This is a genomic window from Caulobacter mirabilis (assembly GCF_002749615.1).
Taxonomy (GTDB): Bacteria; Pseudomonadota; Alphaproteobacteria; order Caulobacterales; family Caulobacteraceae; genus Caulobacter; species Caulobacter mirabilis.
This window is the reverse complement of the sequence record NZ_CP024201.1, coordinates 2486176-2500544: the sequence shown is the minus strand read 5'-3', so window position 1 is coordinate 2500544 and position 14369 is coordinate 2486176. Positions and strand designations below refer to the sequence as shown.

General features: G+C 70.1%; 14 protein-coding genes. 7 read left to right on the top strand and 7 right to left on the bottom strand.

The features are described 5' to 3' along the window. Positions 1 to 8: 8 nt before the first annotated feature. On the top strand, positions 9 to 1220 hold the full coding sequence (locus CSW64_RS12120; RefSeq protein ID WP_172448535.1) for an ABC transporter permease: 1212 nt from the start codon (positions 9 to 11) through the stop codon (positions 1218 to 1220). A 12-nt stretch (positions 1221 to 1232) separates the two neighbouring features. Here CSW64_RS12120 and CSW64_RS12115 read toward each other — a convergent pair whose 3' ends face one another. The 4 genes from CSW64_RS12115 to CSW64_RS12100 all read right to left on the bottom strand — a co-directional run bounded on the left by CSW64_RS12115 (position 1233) and on the right by CSW64_RS12100 (position 4724). Next, positions 1233 to 1652, bottom strand: coding sequence for a GNAT family N-acetyltransferase (locus tag CSW64_RS12115; RefSeq protein WP_099622354.1), 420 nt, complete (start codon positions 1650 to 1652; stop codon positions 1233 to 1235). After that, a complete protein-coding gene (locus CSW64_RS12110; RefSeq protein ID WP_099622353.1) occupies positions 1649 to 2242 on the bottom strand; it encodes a hypothetical protein in 594 nt (197 codons plus the stop codon). Before CSW64_RS12110 ends, CSW64_RS12115 begins: the two co-directional genes overlap by 4 nt. An 86-nt stretch (positions 2243 to 2328) precedes the next feature. Continuing rightward, a complete protein-coding gene (locus CSW64_RS12105; RefSeq protein WP_099622352.1) occupies positions 2329 to 3816 on the bottom strand; it encodes a serine hydrolase domain-containing protein in 1488 nt (495 codons plus the stop codon). Positions 3817 to 3881: 65 nt separating this feature from the next. Beyond that, on the bottom strand, positions 3882 to 4724 hold the full coding sequence (locus CSW64_RS12100) for a TauD/TfdA dioxygenase family protein (RefSeq protein ID WP_099622351.1): 843 nt from the start codon (positions 4722 to 4724) through the stop codon (positions 3882 to 3884). Between the two features lie 80 nt (positions 4725 to 4804). On the opposite strand from CSW64_RS12100, the gene CSW64_RS12095 reads away from it, so the two are divergent. The 5 genes from CSW64_RS12095 to CSW64_RS12075 all read left to right on the top strand — a co-directional run bounded on the left by CSW64_RS12095 (position 4805) and on the right by CSW64_RS12075 (position 10161). Further along, the gene (locus tag CSW64_RS12095; RefSeq protein ID WP_099622350.1) at positions 4805 to 5467 is read left to right on the top strand and encodes a Crp/Fnr family transcriptional regulator; all 663 of its coding nucleotides are present in this window, start codon (positions 4805 to 4807) and stop codon (positions 5465 to 5467) included. A 251-nt stretch (positions 5468 to 5718) separates the two neighbouring features. Then, a complete protein-coding gene (locus CSW64_RS12090; protein WP_099622349.1) occupies positions 5719 to 7230 on the top strand; it encodes a malonate--CoA ligase in 1512 nt (503 codons plus the stop codon). Positions 7231 to 7266: 36 nt separating this feature from the next. Next, positions 7267 to 7995: an SDR family oxidoreductase gene (locus tag CSW64_RS12085; protein ID WP_099622348.1), complete on the top strand. Its 729-nt coding sequence runs from the start codon at positions 7267 to 7269 to the stop codon at positions 7993 to 7995. Beyond that, positions 7995 to 8582: a 2-hydroxychromene-2-carboxylate isomerase gene (locus CSW64_RS12080; RefSeq protein ID WP_099622347.1), complete on the top strand. Its 588-nt coding sequence runs from the start codon at positions 7995 to 7997 to the stop codon at positions 8580 to 8582. Before CSW64_RS12085 ends, CSW64_RS12080 begins: the two co-directional genes overlap by 1 nt. A 190-nt stretch (positions 8583 to 8772) precedes the next feature. Next, complete coding sequence (locus CSW64_RS12075) at positions 8773 to 10161, top strand: amidase family protein (protein WP_099622346.1); 1389 nt, start codon at positions 8773 to 8775, stop codon at positions 10159 to 10161. On the opposite strand, the gene CSW64_RS12070 is transcribed toward CSW64_RS12075, so the two are convergent. After that, the gene (locus tag CSW64_RS12070) at positions 10155 to 11591 is read right to left on the bottom strand and encodes a serine hydrolase domain-containing protein (RefSeq protein ID WP_245863681.1); all 1437 of its coding nucleotides are present in this window, start codon (positions 11589 to 11591) and stop codon (positions 10155 to 10157) included. The genes CSW64_RS12075 and CSW64_RS12070 overlap by 7 nt on opposite strands. A gap of 104 nt (positions 11592 to 11695) precedes the next feature. Between CSW64_RS12070 and CSW64_RS12065 the strand changes: the two genes are divergently transcribed. Further along, positions 11696 to 12598, top strand: coding sequence for a DMT family transporter (locus CSW64_RS12065; RefSeq protein ID WP_099622345.1), 903 nt, complete (start codon positions 11696 to 11698; stop codon positions 12596 to 12598). Here CSW64_RS12065 and CSW64_RS12060 read toward each other — a convergent pair. Both CSW64_RS12060 and CSW64_RS12055 read right to left on the bottom strand, forming a co-directional pair. Then, positions 12595 to 13443, bottom strand: a complete 849-nt coding sequence (locus tag CSW64_RS12060; protein ID WP_099622344.1) for an EamA family transporter — start codon at positions 13441 to 13443, stop codon at positions 12595 to 12597. The two genes, CSW64_RS12065 and CSW64_RS12060, sit on opposite strands and share 4 nt — an antisense overlap. A gap of 7 nt (positions 13444 to 13450) precedes the next feature. After that, positions 13451 to 14212 carry a pseudouridine synthase gene (locus CSW64_RS12055; RefSeq protein ID WP_099622343.1) on the bottom strand — a complete coding sequence of 254 codons (762 nt, stop codon included), beginning with the start codon at positions 14210 to 14212 and terminating at the stop codon, positions 13451 to 13453. Positions 14213 to 14369 lie beyond the last annotated feature (157 nt).

Below are 14369 nucleotides of genomic sequence, written 5' to 3'. Positions count from 1 at the left end.
TCGAGGGAATGGCGTTCCGATCCGCCGTCTGGGCCATCCGAGCCCATCCCCTGCGGACGCTGGCCCTGACGCTTTCACTGGCGTCCGCGGTTGCGTGCGTCGTCTTCTCCGCCTCGGTCCTCGGAGGGTTTTCGAAGCGTCTGGAGCGCCTGGCGTTCGGCGACTACGCCACGACGCTGGTCGTACGCGCCAACGGTCTTGTGCCGTCTCGCCGAGGGGGGCCGTCTCTCGATGATCGGGCCAGGCTGCTCGACGCGCTCGAGGGGGTGGAGGGATCGGCGGCCTGGATCGCGACGGAAGCGCCGCTGCGCGGCGCCAATGAGACGCGGGTCGTGCGCGTCTTCGGGGCCATGGGCGACTATCGGCGCGAGCTCGACGCCAAGCTCGTCGAGGGGCGCTGGCTGACCGAACGGGAGCTGGGCGGGCTTTCCCGGGTCTGCCTTCTGGGCGCCGCTCTCGCCGCCGATCTCGGCCAGGCCGAACGATCGCTGCTGGGATCCGAAATCTCGCTCGGCGGACCGCGCTGTCGGGTCGTCGGCGTGCTCGACTATGCAGAGACCCGGCCCGCCGGGCGGTTCAACGACGCGGCGATCACGCCATTTCTCACCGCGCGGCGGTACTTCGACATGCGTCCGGAGGGTGCGACGCCTCCGGCCGGCCCTCGCGAAGCCAGCTGGCTGAGCTTCTTCATGACGTCGAAGAGCGACATGCAGGACGTGCGCTACAAGGCCGACCGCGAGATGCGCCGCGCGGCCGGCGTGCCCATGTCCCGCGAGAGCCCCTTCAGCTACGACGACCCCGGCGCCGACATTCTGGAGCAGGCCCGTCAGCGCGATGTCCTCGCCCGCCTGCTCTGGACGGTCACCGGCGCGGCCTTGGCGGCGAGCCTGATCGGATACGGCGGCGTCGCCCTGGCCTCGACGGCCGCCCGCAGGCGCGAAATCGCGCTCAGGCTGGCGATGGGGGCGGATGCGGGAAACATCCTCAGGCAGATCTCCATGGAGCATGCCCTGGTTGGCGTCTTCGCTTCCGCGGTCGGCCTGCTGCTCGGCCTGGCGGGGTCCGTCGTCGCGGCTCAGGTCTGGGACTGGCCTGTCCATCTCAGCTGGCCGGCGGGGGCGTTCTCGATCCTGCTCGGCTGCGCGTTGGGCCTGGCGATCGGCGTCTTCGTCGCCTCGAGAGCGGCCAGGACTCCCCCGTCCCTGGCCGCCAGGGGCTAGGCGGCGCCGGCGTCAGAGCTGCTTGCGCATGAAGATGCGGGCGCTGCCCGCCGGGTGGTCGTCCAGCTGGCCGAAGGCCTCGTAGCCCAGCCGCTCGTAGAAGCCAGGCGACTGGAAGGCGAAAGTGTCCAGCCAGGCGCCGACGCAGTCCCTGTCCCGGGCGATGGCCTCGGCCTCGGCCATCAGCCGCGCGCCCAGACCCTGGCCCCGCAGCGTCTCCGGCACGGTCAGGGCCTCGACGAACATCCAGTCATACAGCGTCTCGGCCCAGAGACCGCCGACCACGACCCCGGCCTCGTCCCGCAGCAGCACCGCGAGCGGTCGGGCCCGCATCGGCGGGCCGTGTCGCTCGTTATAGGCGCGCAGCGGCGCGGCCACGGCCTCCCAGTGATCGCCGGTCGGCTGGTCGACGGGAACGACGGCGGCGGTCATGGCGTCGGGGTGCGGTCGGCCCGAAAGGCGGTCCAGTCGCGCTCGAACGCGTCTCGATCGGCTTCCGAGCCGCCCAGCCGATTTCGCTCCCCGGTGCGTTCGTTGAGCCGCAAATGCCAGGCAGCGGAGTAGATCGCGCGGGCCGCTTTGGGAGCACTCTCGCGGCGGGCGGCCTGCTCCAGAATACCGGCCATGTCGATGAAATGCGCGAATGCCGCTGTCTCGGCGACGTATATCCGGACACGCGCGCTTCGGTCGGCGAGGCCGCGGGTGATCACGTCGCGACGATCAGCGTCCGAACTCCCGGCCTCCAGAAGCGCTCGGAGCGCGTCATATCGCACCTGCCAGTCGCTTGACGCGGCGAAGGCTTTGAGCCGGTCCAGCGCTAGGGCATGGCCGTCCTGCGCCAACTCGGCGAGCCGGCGCAGGCCTGCGGAGCGCGTCCAAGGGGCGACCGCGAACTCCGCCTCGCAGGCCCGAAGCAACGACGGCTCCAAACGACCGCAGCGCCGGTAGGCCAGCACCTCGTCGATGAGTCTGTGGCGCGCCGCGATCCAGTCGGACCGATCTCCGGAATAGTGCTCGGCCATCTGGCGTTCGCGGTCACGATCAAAGGAAAACACGGCGGTCGGCGGGCCGCCGTCGCTGTTTCGCCTCGGCTTCGACCAGGGAAATCTCACGGCGCGGTCGGCGTGAAGCCGAGCGCCTGGATCGTCATCGTCGGGGTCGGCGCCTGCTGCACCCGGCCGCTGACCCGGCCGTGCTCGCAGGTCCAGGTGAAGCGGCCCTCCATGGCCGAGATGGGGGAAATGGCCTCGGTCGCGGCGCAGGCGCCGACCTCGGCCTTCACGCCGGCGATGGTCTTCTTCCAGGCGGCCGCGTCACGGTCGAGCAGCATGTTGTTGGCAAGCGGCGCGGCGTTGATGTCGCCGGCGCGCCAGACGGCCTTGGCGGCGTCATAGGCGGCGCTCAGGCTCGGCGTGACGGGCAGGTCGCGGCCGGGCAGCGCGCCCGCCTTCTGCAGAGCCAGGGCGGCGCGGAAGGCCGGGACCGACGGCGCGCCGTAGGTGCGGCTCGAGAAGGCGAAGACGCCGACGCCCTTCTCGGGCAGCAGCATCACCACCGAACCGTAGCCGGGATAACCGCCGGTATGGGTCACGACCTGACCCAGATCGCAGTCGTCCAGGACCCTCCAGCCCATGCCGTAGGATGTCGACTGCCGGCAGGGCGCGCCGCCGATCGCCGGGTTGCGCATGTTCCCGCCGGCGGGATTGGCCTCGGTGGCGATCTCGCGCACGGTCGCCCGGCGCACCGGCCCTTTGTCGGCCTCATCGCGCGGCGGCCAGGCCGACAGCAGGAAGCTCATCCACCTGGCGTAGTCATTGGCGCTGGTCTCGACCCCGCCCATGGCGCCGAACTCGCCGTCCTTCATGTCAGGCTCGCGCACCCAGCTGTTGTCCTGCCAGCGGTAGCCGATAGCGCGGCGGTCCTTCGGCGAGGCGAAGATGTCGAAGGTGGTCGAGCCCATGCCGAGCGGGGCCATCAGCTCCTTCCGGATGTAGTCCTGATAGGGCATGCCGGAGACGTTGGTGATGATCCGGCCGAGCGCGGCGTAGCCGAAGTTGGAATACTCCATTCCCGACCCGGGCGTGCGCGCGAAGGGTACGCCGTCGGCGAGCATCTTGGTGAACTCGGCCTCGCTGATCACCTGCTGGCGGTCGCCCCAGGGGTTGTCCTCGACGAAGCCGGCGGTGTGGGAGAGGAGCTGCCGGACGGTGATCTTGGGGCTGTCGGCGGTCGGGTACTTCCAGGCCTTCAGCTCCGGCACATACAGCTCCGCCGGCGCGTCGAGGAGCAGCTTGCCGTCGTCGCGAAGCTTCAGGATGGCCAGGCCGGTGAAGGCCTTGGACATCGAGGCGATGCGGAACAGGCTCTCGGGACCGACCGGCTTCCTCGAGGCCAGGTCCTGGACGCCGGCGCCCTTCACATGGACCAGCTTGCCGTCGGCGACGACGCCCCAGACCATCCCCGGCGCATGGGCCGACAGACCCCAGTCGGCGAAGATCCGATCGACTTCCGCCAGGGTCTTGGCGTCGGGGGCGGCCGCCTGGGCGGCCGGCGCCGCGGCGAGCAGGAGGGCGGCGAATGCGGCGGCGAACTTCATGGACTTACCCCCTGTGAACTCAGGGGACGCAGCCTAGCGGCGTTCGCCTCCGGCCGTCACCCGTTTCACGCCGCTTCCAGGGCGCAGCCGCCGAGGGTGATGCGGTGCATCAGGCGATAGTGGCCGTGGTAGTCGTTCTTGGCGAAATGCCAGGTGGCGCGATTGTCCCACATCGCCACGTCGCCGGGCTCCCACCGCAGGGTGTAGACGCGGCTTTGGTCGATGGCGTGGGCGAACAGCTTCATCAGCAGCGGCAGGCTCTCCTCGCGGGTCATGCCCTCGAACCGCATCGTGAAGCCCGGATTGACGTAGAGCACCGGCTTGCCGCTGCCGGGATGGCGGATGACCACCGGGTGGACGGTCTCCGGCGTCTCCACGCCGCCCTTGGCCAGCTCCTTGCGATCGGTGCCGGCGTAGGCGCCGGTCTCGCCGAAAACATGATCGGAGGCGTGGACGGCGCGCAGGTCGCGGACCTTGGCCCGCAGATCGTCGGGCAGGGTCGCCCAGGCGGCGTACAGGTCGGCGAACAGGGTGTCGCCGCCGCTGGGCGGCAGGTCGCGGGCGACCAGGATCGAGCCCATCGCAGGCTCCCGGTCGTAGCTGTGGTCGGTGTGCCAGCCGCCGCCGATGTTGGTCGTCTGTTCAGCGGTCTTCTCGACCTTGGCGATGACCGGATAGGCCGGGTCGGCGGGAAAGAAGCGGTTGACGTCGATCGGGGCGATCCGCTCGGCCAGGGCGATGTGCTGCTCCGGCGTCAGGGATTGGCCGCGGAAGACCAGCATGCCGTGATCGAACAGGGCTTGGCGGATCTGATCGATCTCGCCGTCCCCGGTCTGGGTCAGATCGACGTTGCGGACCACGGCGCCGCAGCCGGGCAGGGCCTCGATGTGCAGGCGGGTGTCGATCATGGCGTCCTCCTCGTCTTGTCGTTGCGCGCAGGAGGACACGGGACTGGGCAAGTGATTGTCACTGAAGTTACAGTCGGCGAATGACCGTCGACGCTCACCAGCGGCTGGCCGCGATCGGTTGGTTCGCCGCCCTGCCGGAGGATCTGCGCGCGGCGCTGTTCGAGGCCGGCCGCCTGTCGCGTCGCGGCGTCGGCGAGTGGGTCCAGGCCGAGGGCGACGAGGACACCGGCGTGCTAGCCGTGGTCGAGGGCGTGCTGCGCGTCTACGTCCAGGCCCACGGCGGCCGCGAGGCGCTGATCAGTCTGTTGCCGGCCGGAGGGGTGATCGGCCAGAGCGTCAGCTTCGGCGGCGGTCCCCGGATCGTGACGGTGACGGCGGCCACGCCCTCGCTGGTCTTCACGCTCAGCGACCGCGCCCTGCGACGGGTGGCCGCCGTGCGACCAGGGCTGTGGGAGGCGGTGTCGACCCTGGTCTACGCCCAGCTGCGCAGCGTCAGCCTGGGCCTGGCCGAGATGGTGGCGTTGCCGCCGCGCGCCCGGCTGGTCTCGCGCCTGCTGGCGCTCGGGGGCCTGGGCGATGGCGAGGTCGTCGCCTCGCAGGCCGACCTCGCCGAGATGATCGGCGTCACCCGCAAGGCGGTGAACGGCTGGCTGGGCGAGCTGGAGAGCAAGGGGCTGGTCCGCCTCGGTTATGGGCGGGTGGAGGTGCTTGACCGGCGCGGCCTGGAGCGCATGCTGGCCTAGAACATAGGTGGAGGGCGCCCGCCTGATCCACACCGACCCGGCGCAGTCGCTGGCGATACAGGAGGAGTAGGGCTTCGGCCGGGAGGTGGTCCTGGAAGGCGTTTTTCGCTTCCAGGTCCCGCGGGAGCAGCCCGATGGCAGCCTGCCGGTCGGGACGGCGGCGCCGGGCCCGGAACCGCTGACCGAGATCAAGGTCGTCAAGGTGTTCCTAAGCCGGGTGGCTCCCTGCAACTGACCTGCTATCGAAGGGCATGAACCTCTTCGACGTCCTCACCGCCAACGCCGACCCCGCCGCGCCGTTCCTGGAGCGGCCCGACGGGCGGATCGACAGCTACGCCGACCTCCAGGTCCACACCGCGCGGCTGGCCAACAGCCTGACGGCCCTGGGCGTGAAGCCCGGCGACCGGGTGGCGGTCCAGGTCGAGAAGACGCCGGAGAACCTCTATCTCTATCTGGCGACGATCCGGGCAGGGGCGGTCTTCCTGCCGCTGAACACCGCCTACACCATCCGCGAGCTGGACTATTTCATCGGCGACGCCGGGCCCCGGCTGATCGTCTGCGACCCGGCGGTGCAGGAGGATGTGGAAGACCTGGTCGATCCGATGGACGCCAAGGTCGTGACGCTGGACGGTCTGGGGCAGGGCAGCCTGAGCGACATCGCCGACAGCCGCTCGACGAGCTTCGCCACCGTGGTCCGCGAGGCCTCCGACCTGGCGGCGATCTGCTACACCTCCGGCACGACCGGCCGGTCCAAGGGGGCGATGCTGACCCACGGCAACCTGGCCAGCAACGCCGCGACCCTGGTCGAGCTGTGGCGGTTCACGCCGAAGGACGTGCTGATCCACGCCCTGCCGATCTATCACGTCCATGGGCTGTTCGTGGCGACCAACGTCCTGCTGATGGCCGGCGGGTCGATGATCTTCCGGCCGAAGTTCGACGCCGCCGAGGCTTTGTCGCTGTTTCCCCGCGCGACGGCCCTGATGGGCGTGCCGACCTTCTACACGCGCCTGCTGGCCCAGCCCGGCCTGGACGCCGAGGCCGCCCGGGGCATGCGCCTGTTCGTCAGCGGCTCGGCCCCGCTGCTGGCCGAGGTCCACGACCAGTGGCGCGCGCGGACGGGGACGGCGATCCTCGAACGCTACGGCATGACCGAGACGGGGATGAACACCTCCAATCCCTACGACGGCGATCGCGTCGCCGGGACGGTCGGCTTCCCGCTGCCCGACGTGTCGCTTCGCATCGCCGATCCGGAGACCGGCGCGGCCGTCCCGCAGGGAGAGATCGGCATGATCGAGGTCAAGGGCCCGAACGTCTTCGCCGGCTACTGGAACATGCCGGAAAAGACCGCCGCAGAGTTCCGCCCGGACGGCTATTTCATCACTGGCGACCTCGGCCGGGTCGACGACCGCGGCTATGTCCACATCGTCGGGCGCGGCAAGGACCTGATCATCTCCGGCGGCTTCAACGTCTATCCCAAGGAGGTCGAGGAGGAGATCGACGCGCTGCCCGGCGTGGTCGAGAGCGCCGTGATCGGCCTGCCGCATCCGGACCTGGGCGAGGGCGTCACCGCCGTCGTGGCCACGGGCGGAAAGGGTGCGATGAACGAAGAGGCGGTGATCGCGGCCCTCAAGGACCGGCTGGCGCGGTTCAAACAGCCCAAGCGGGTGCTGTTCGTCGACGACCTGCCGCGGAACGCCATGGGCAAGGTCCAGAAGGCCCTGCTGCGCGAGCAGCACGCCGGGCTTTACAGCGGCGGTTCGTAAGTCTTTATTCGCAACGTTCTTGTTGGGAGCGTGCGCATGGCCGAGAAGAAGTCCGTTCTTGTCGTCGGGGCGGGGGACGCCCTGGGCGGGGCCATCGCCCGGCGGTTCGCCCGCGAAGGCCTGGCTGCGGTGGTCATCCGGCGCGAGGCCGAACGGCTGTCCGAACTGGCCGCCCAGATCCGCGCCGACGGCGGCGAGGTTCATCCCTTCGGCGTCGACGCCAGGCTCGAGGAGCCGATGGTTGAGCTGTTCGAGCGGATCGAACGCGACATCGCCCCGCTGGAGGCGGTGGTCTTCAACATCGGCGCGAACGTGAACTTCCCGATCCGCGACACCACCGCCCGGGTCTACCGCAAGGTCTGGGAGATGGCGGCCTTCGCCGGCTTCCTGACTGGGCGCGAGGCGGCCAAGCACATGGTCCCGCGCGGCCGGGGCACGATAATCTTCACCGGCGCGACGGCCTCTCTGCGCGGCGGGGTCGGCTTCTCGGCCTTCGCCGGGGCCAAGTTCGCGCTGCGGGCCCTGGCCCAGAGCCTGGCGCGGGAGCTGGGGCCGGAAGGCGTCCACGTCGCCCACACGATCATCGACGGCGCCATCGACACCGAATGGATCGCGACCAACTTCCCGCAGCGCTATGCGCTCAAGGACCAGGACGGCATCCTGAACCCCGACCATATCGCCGACGCCTACTGGGGCCTGCACGCCCAGCCGCGCGACGCCTGGACCCACGAACTGGACCTGCGGCCCTGGATGGAGACCTTCTGATGCCCAAGACGCTGGAGTTCCTGTTCGACGTCGGCAGCCCGACCACCTACCTGGCTCACAAGCGGCTCCCGGACGTCGTCGCCCGCACGGGGGCTGAGGTCGTCTATGTCCCGGTGCTGCTGGGCGGGATCTTCAAGGCCACGGGCAACGCCTCGCCGGCGATGGTGCCGGCCAAGGGCGTCTACATGAACGCCGACATGGGGCGCTTCGCCAAAAGGTTCGGCGTGACGCTGAACATGAACCCCTACTTCCCGATCAACACCCTGCCGATGATGCGGATGATCGCCGGCCTGGTCGGCGATGCGCGCTTCCCGAAGCTGGTCGACGCCCTGTTCGACGCCATGTGGCGGGCCCGCAAGAACATGGGCGACCCCGCGGTGGCGGGCGAGGTGCTGACGGCGGCCGGTTTCGATCCGGCGGAACTGCTGGCGATCTCCGAAACGCCGGAGGCCAAGGACCGCCTGAAGGCCAACACCGAGGCCGCCGTCGCCCGAGGCGTCTTCGGCGCTCCGACCTTCTTCGTCGGCGACGAGATGTTCTTCGGCCAGGACCGGCTGGATTTCGTGGAAGCGGCGCTGGGGGCCTAAGCTTTGCGCCCTTCGCGGCGCTCGCTTGAGGCTCGCTCCGCAGGATGACGAAATCAGAGCATTGCTGAGTTCGTCATGGTGAGGAGCGGACCCTCGGGTCCGCGTCTCGAACCACCTACTGCCTTCTCGGGTCTCGACAAGCCGCGACCCGGCGGGCCACCCTTCGCGCAACAAAGAGAAGGGAAACGCCATGTCCGACACGCTGACCGAAGACTTCGCCGACGCCTCGGCGACCACCCTTGTCGAGGCCCTGGCCCGGGGCCGGGTCACCGCCCTGGAGCTGGCCGAGGCGGCCATCGCCCGGATCGAGGCGCGGGACGGGCCGCTCAACGCCGTGGTGGTGCGCAACTTCGACCAGGCGCGGGCGGCGGCGAGGGCGGCGGACGCGGCCTTGGCCCGGGGCGAGCGCCGGCCGCTGCTCGGCGTGCCGATGACGGTCAAGGAGTCGAACTGGGTCGAGGGCCAGCCGACGACCTGGGGCATGGACTTCTGGAAGGGCTGGCGGGCGCCCAAGGACGGCGTGGCCGTCTCGCGGCTGAAGGCGGCCGGGGCGGTGATCCTGGGGCAGACCAACGTGCCGCCGATGCTGGCCGATCTGCAGAGCGACAATCCGGTCTACGGCCGCACCAACAATCCCTGGGACCTCAGCCGCACCTGCGGCGGGTCTTCGGGCGGCGCGGCGGCGGCCGTCGCGGCCGGGATGGTCCCCCTGGAGGCCGGATCGGACATCGGCGGCTCGATCCGCATCCCCTCGGCCTTCTGCGGCGTGTTCGGCCACAAGGCGACCTACGGCCTGATCCCGCTGGCCGGCCACACGCCGCCGGGGATCGAGGGCGTCGATACGCCCCTGGCCGTGATGGGGCCGATCGCCCGCACCGCCGCCGACCTGACCTTGGGCTTCGACGTCATGGCCGGGCCGGTCGGAATGGAGGCGGTCGGCTGGCGGCTCGACCTTCCCAAGGCCCGGCACGACCGGCTGGCCGACTTCCACGTGCTGATCCTGGATCAACATCCGCGCGCGGCGCTGGATGACGAGATCCGCCAGGCGCTGCACGACCTGGGCGATCGGCTGGAGGCGGACGGCGCCAAGGTGGCCCGCGGCAGCGAGCTGATCCCCGACCTGGACGCGATGCACCGGACCTATATGGGCGTCCTCAATACGGCCATCACCCGAGGCGCGCCGAACGCGGCCCCGATCTCGGCCCATGAGTACATGGCCCTGCTGGACGCCCAGCTGGCGTTCCGCAAGCAGTGGGCCGAGCTGTTCGAGACCTTCGACGTGGTGCTCGCCCCGGCCCATATGACCACCGCCTTCGCCCACGAGCCGAACCCCGACATGCGCGCCCGGCGACTGACGATCAACGGCCGCGAGGAGGTCTATTTCGACACCCTGGCCTGGTCGGGCCTGGCGACCTTGCCGCTGCTGCCGGCCACGGCCGCGCCGATCGGCCAGAGCCGCGGCGGCCTGCCAATCGGGATCCAGATCATCGGACCTTACCTCGAAGACCGCACGACCATCGCCTTCGCCGGCCTGATCGAACAGGCCTACGGCGGCTTCCGGGCGCCGCCCGGCTACTGAGCGCCCTGGGCCTTGAGGTATCGGGCCGCGCCCTCGTTGGCCGGGTCGAGGGCCAGGGAGCGGCGATAGTTTTCGACGGCCCGGGGCTTGTCGCCGATCACGGCGTAGCCCTCGCCCAGGCTGTCGAAGGCGTTGCCGCTCTCGGGGTTCAGCGTGGCGTTGAGCTTGAACAACTCGACCGCCTGCCTCGGACGGCCGCTGCGCAGCAGGCGGTAGCCCCAGTCGTTGAGCTCGCCTTCCCCGAGGCGGAAGTTCGGGTCCTCCCGCTTCAGGGCGGCGGCGATTTCCGGCGCGGTCGCGTAGTCCTTGCCGGTCAACCGGCTGCGCAGCGCCGCGACGCCGTTCAGCCGCATGCCGGGAATATAGAGCGCGGCGATCTGGTCGATCAGGTCTTCGGGATAGGCGCTGCCCAGGTTGGTCAGCACGACCACGCCGACATCGTCCTCCGGGTAGAGGGTAAAGGCGCAGGCGCTGCCGCCGGTCATGCCCGTCGAGCGGTGGACGGGACGGGTGTTGGCCATCCAGCTGACCGCCCAGTCGCCGGTCTTGCCGTTGTTGAACACATAGGGAGTCCAGAGAGCCTTGCGGCTTTCCGCGTCGAGCAGCCGCCCGGCCTGGAGCGCGATCAGCCAGCGGCCGACGTCGCCGGCGGTGGCGACCATGCCTGTGGCCGTGCGGCGACCTTCCGGCAGTTCCGAATAGACGTGCCGCATCTCGCCCGGTCCCATCGGGTCGACGAAGCGCCGGTTGTAGGAGGTGACCTTGCCGGGGGTGACGTCGAGGCTGTCGCCGAAGCTCGTCCGGGTCATGCCGGCCGGCTTGAACTGGCCCTCGGCGATGAATCGCGTCGCGGGCAGGCCGGTGAGTTTCTCGAAGATCTGGCCGAGCAGGGCGGGGTTGGTCTGGCAGTAGGCGAACCGGTCGCCCGGCGGGAACGCCAGCGGCATGGCGCGCACCGCCTTCCAGGTCGAGGCCTCGTCGTTGGCGATCAGCCGGCCGGTGTCGTTGCGGATGATGTTGGGCAGGCCCGAACTGTGGCTGGCCAACTGGCGCAGGGTGATCGGCCGCCAGGCCTCGGGCAGGTCGTCGAGATAGCGCGAGACGGGTGCGGAAAGGTCCAGCTTGCCGGCCTGAACCAGCTGCATGAGGGCCACGCCCGTGAAGCCCTTGGTGCAGGAGTAGATCGGGAACAGCGACTCCGTCGTCGCCGGCGCGCGATAGCGCACATCGGCCTGGCCCATAGCCCCTTGCAGGACGATGCGGCCGCCCCTGGTCACCGCGTACTGGACCGCCGGGACGCCCTGTTCGATCAGTTCCGTCCTGAGCAGCGCCTCGACCTGGGCCCTGGGCGTTGCGGCCTGGATCGGCGCCGGCCCATAGGTCAGCGCCATGGGCGCCGCGGCCAGCAACACCGAACGTCTGTCGATCATGTCCTCGCTCCCCGACGAGGTCCCTCGCGCGGGAGCAGACCACTGGCGGCCGGGGCGGCCTAGTGAAGCTTTGGTCATCTGAGCTGGGCGGCTATGCAGAGGACATGAGTCCGGTCTCCCGCCTGTGGCGCGCCGCGCCGATCCTGCTGTGCCTGGCCGTCCTGTTCTGGGCGGGCAATTCGGTCGCCGGCCGGGCGATGGCCGGCGTGGTCCCGCCGATGGGGCTCAGCTTCTGGCGATGGGTCCTGGCGCTGCTGCTCATCACGCCCTTCGCCTGGCCGCATCTGAAGAGCGACCGAGCCGAGCTGATCCGGCGCTGGCCGATGGTCCTGGCGCTGGCGGCCACCGGCGTGGCCTCGTTCGGCGCACTGCTCTACGTCGGCCTGCAGACCACCACGGCGCTGAACAGCGTTCTGATGCAGGCGGCCATTCCGCCGCTGGTGATGCTGTTCGGATTTCTGATCCTGCGCGAACGGACGACGATGGCGCAGACCATCGGCGTGGCCCTGTCGCTGCTCGGGGTGCTGGTGGTGATCGCGCAGGGACGCCCGTGGGACCTGCTGCACCTGGATGTCCATCCCGGCGACGGAATCATCCTGGTCGGGGTGCTGCTCTATGCCGGCTACTCGCTGCTGCTGCGCCGGCGACCGGCGGTGCATCCGCTGAGCCTGCTGTGGGCGACCTTCGCCCTGGCGGTGCTGCTGCTCGCGCCGTTCTGGGCGTGGGAGCTGGGACAGGGGCGCGGCGTTCCGCTGACCCCCCAGGCCATCGGCGGGGTGCTCTACATCGCGATCTTTCCGTCGTTCCTGTCCTACCTGTTCTTCAATCGCGGGGTGGAGCTGTTGGGGCCGGCGCGGGCCTCGCATTTCATGCACCTGATGCCGGTGTTCGGGGCGGTGCTGGCCGTCGTCCTGCTGGGCGAGAGCTTCCGCGGCTATCACGCGGTCGGCGTTCTGCTGATCGGGGCGGGCATCGGCCTCGCCTCGCTGAAGGGGCGGACGGGCTAGCCCGCGTGCACCGCGGCCAGACCCAGCAGGGTCAGCGCCAGGCCGAGCCATTGCGGCCAGGCCAGGCGCTCTCGGTGATGCAGGCAGGCCAGGCAGACGGTGATGGCGCTCTGCAGCGACGCGAGAACCGTGACCACCGCCACCTCGCCGGTGGCCAGTCCCGCCGCCAGGGCCAGGAAGCCGCCGACGGCCACCGTGCCCGTGGAGATGACGACGGGCAGGCCGGAGAGCGGGATCGTCATCGGCGCCCGCCGGATCGGGACCGCGATCAGCAGCAGGCTGGCGCTGATCAGATAGTAGATCCAAACCGGCCAGACGCCGCCCAGCTGGGGCACGGCGAACCGGCCCTGGATCCAGAACTGCACGCCATAGGCCGCTGCGGCGAAGACGCCCCAGAGCGCGCCGCTGGAGCCTGTCGTCGCCTCGCCCTTGGCCCGGCGGGCGCCGACCAGCACCGCGCCGACGACCACCAGGCCGATGCCGACCAGGGTGAAGGGGCCGACCCGCTCGCCGGTCGCCAGCGACAGGATCGCGGTCACCGCGCCGAAGGTGGCGGTGATGGGGGTGACGACGGAGACCTGGCCGGTCTTCAGGCCCCGATAGAGGGCCAGGGTGGCGACGACGCCCAGGGGGGCCGAGACGACCGCCGCGAACCAGGCCTCGGGCGAGGCGGTCGCGGGAGGGGCGGTCCCCGAGAGCAGGATCCAGGCGCCGATCCCCAGGACCCCGACGCTTTGGGCGTAGAGCATCGAGCGATGGACGCCGAAGGAGCGGCCGGCGACGCTGATGAGGAAATCGGTCAGTCCCCACAGGAAGGCCGCCAGAAGGCCCAGACCTACCGCCATGGCGAGCTCAAGCTCCGATCAACGCTTGCCGTTCCTGAGCCGTCAGCGGCCGCCATCGACCCTCCGGCAGGTCGCCCAGGGCGATCGGGCCGACCCGGACGCGGAACAGATCCATGACCCGCAGGTCGACCAGTTCGCACATCCGACGGATCTGGCGGTTGCGACCCTCCTTCAGGACGAAGCGCAGGATGTTGTCGCCGGCCACGGTCACCTTGGCGGGCCGCAGTTTCCGTTCGTCGAGCTCCAGGCCGTGACGGAGCAGGGCGATCTTGTCGCTCGCTACATTGCCGAAGACCCGGACGACGTATTCCTTCTCCAGCTCCGACTCCGGGCCGATGACCGCCTTGGCCACCACGCCGTCCTCGGACAGGATCAGCAGGCCCCGGGAGTCCATGTCCAGACGCCCGACCGGCGCCAGCTTGCTGTCGCGGTCGGGGATGGTCTCGCTCTCGCCCCAGAGCGCCTTGCGGGTCAGCAGTCTGACGGCGGGGACCTGGCCCGGGTCGGGCTGGCTGGAGACCACGCCGACGGGCTTGTGGATCATCACCGTGAGGGCCGAGCTCAGGCTGGCGGTGGCGCTGTCGTTCAGGGTCAGGGTCTGGCCGGGCAGGATCTTGCGGCCGACGTCCCCCACGACCTCGCCGTCGATGGACACCAGGCCCTGGGCGATCAAGGCCTCGGCCTCGCGCCGAGAGCAGACGCCGCTCTGGGCCAGCCAGCGATTCACGCGCTGCGGTTCGGCGTCGTCGTAGGTGCGGGTCCAGGCCATGGGGCCTGTCTAGGCGCTGGGATCGCGAAGGGAAAGACGCGGGGTGGTCAGTCGTCGCCTCAGGCGCTAGAGGATGCAATCCATTCGCAATAGCAGAAGGCCGTCGTCCGCGTGGCGCACTCGTCCGTTCATTCGCGCCCGGCCGGCGACTCCCGCC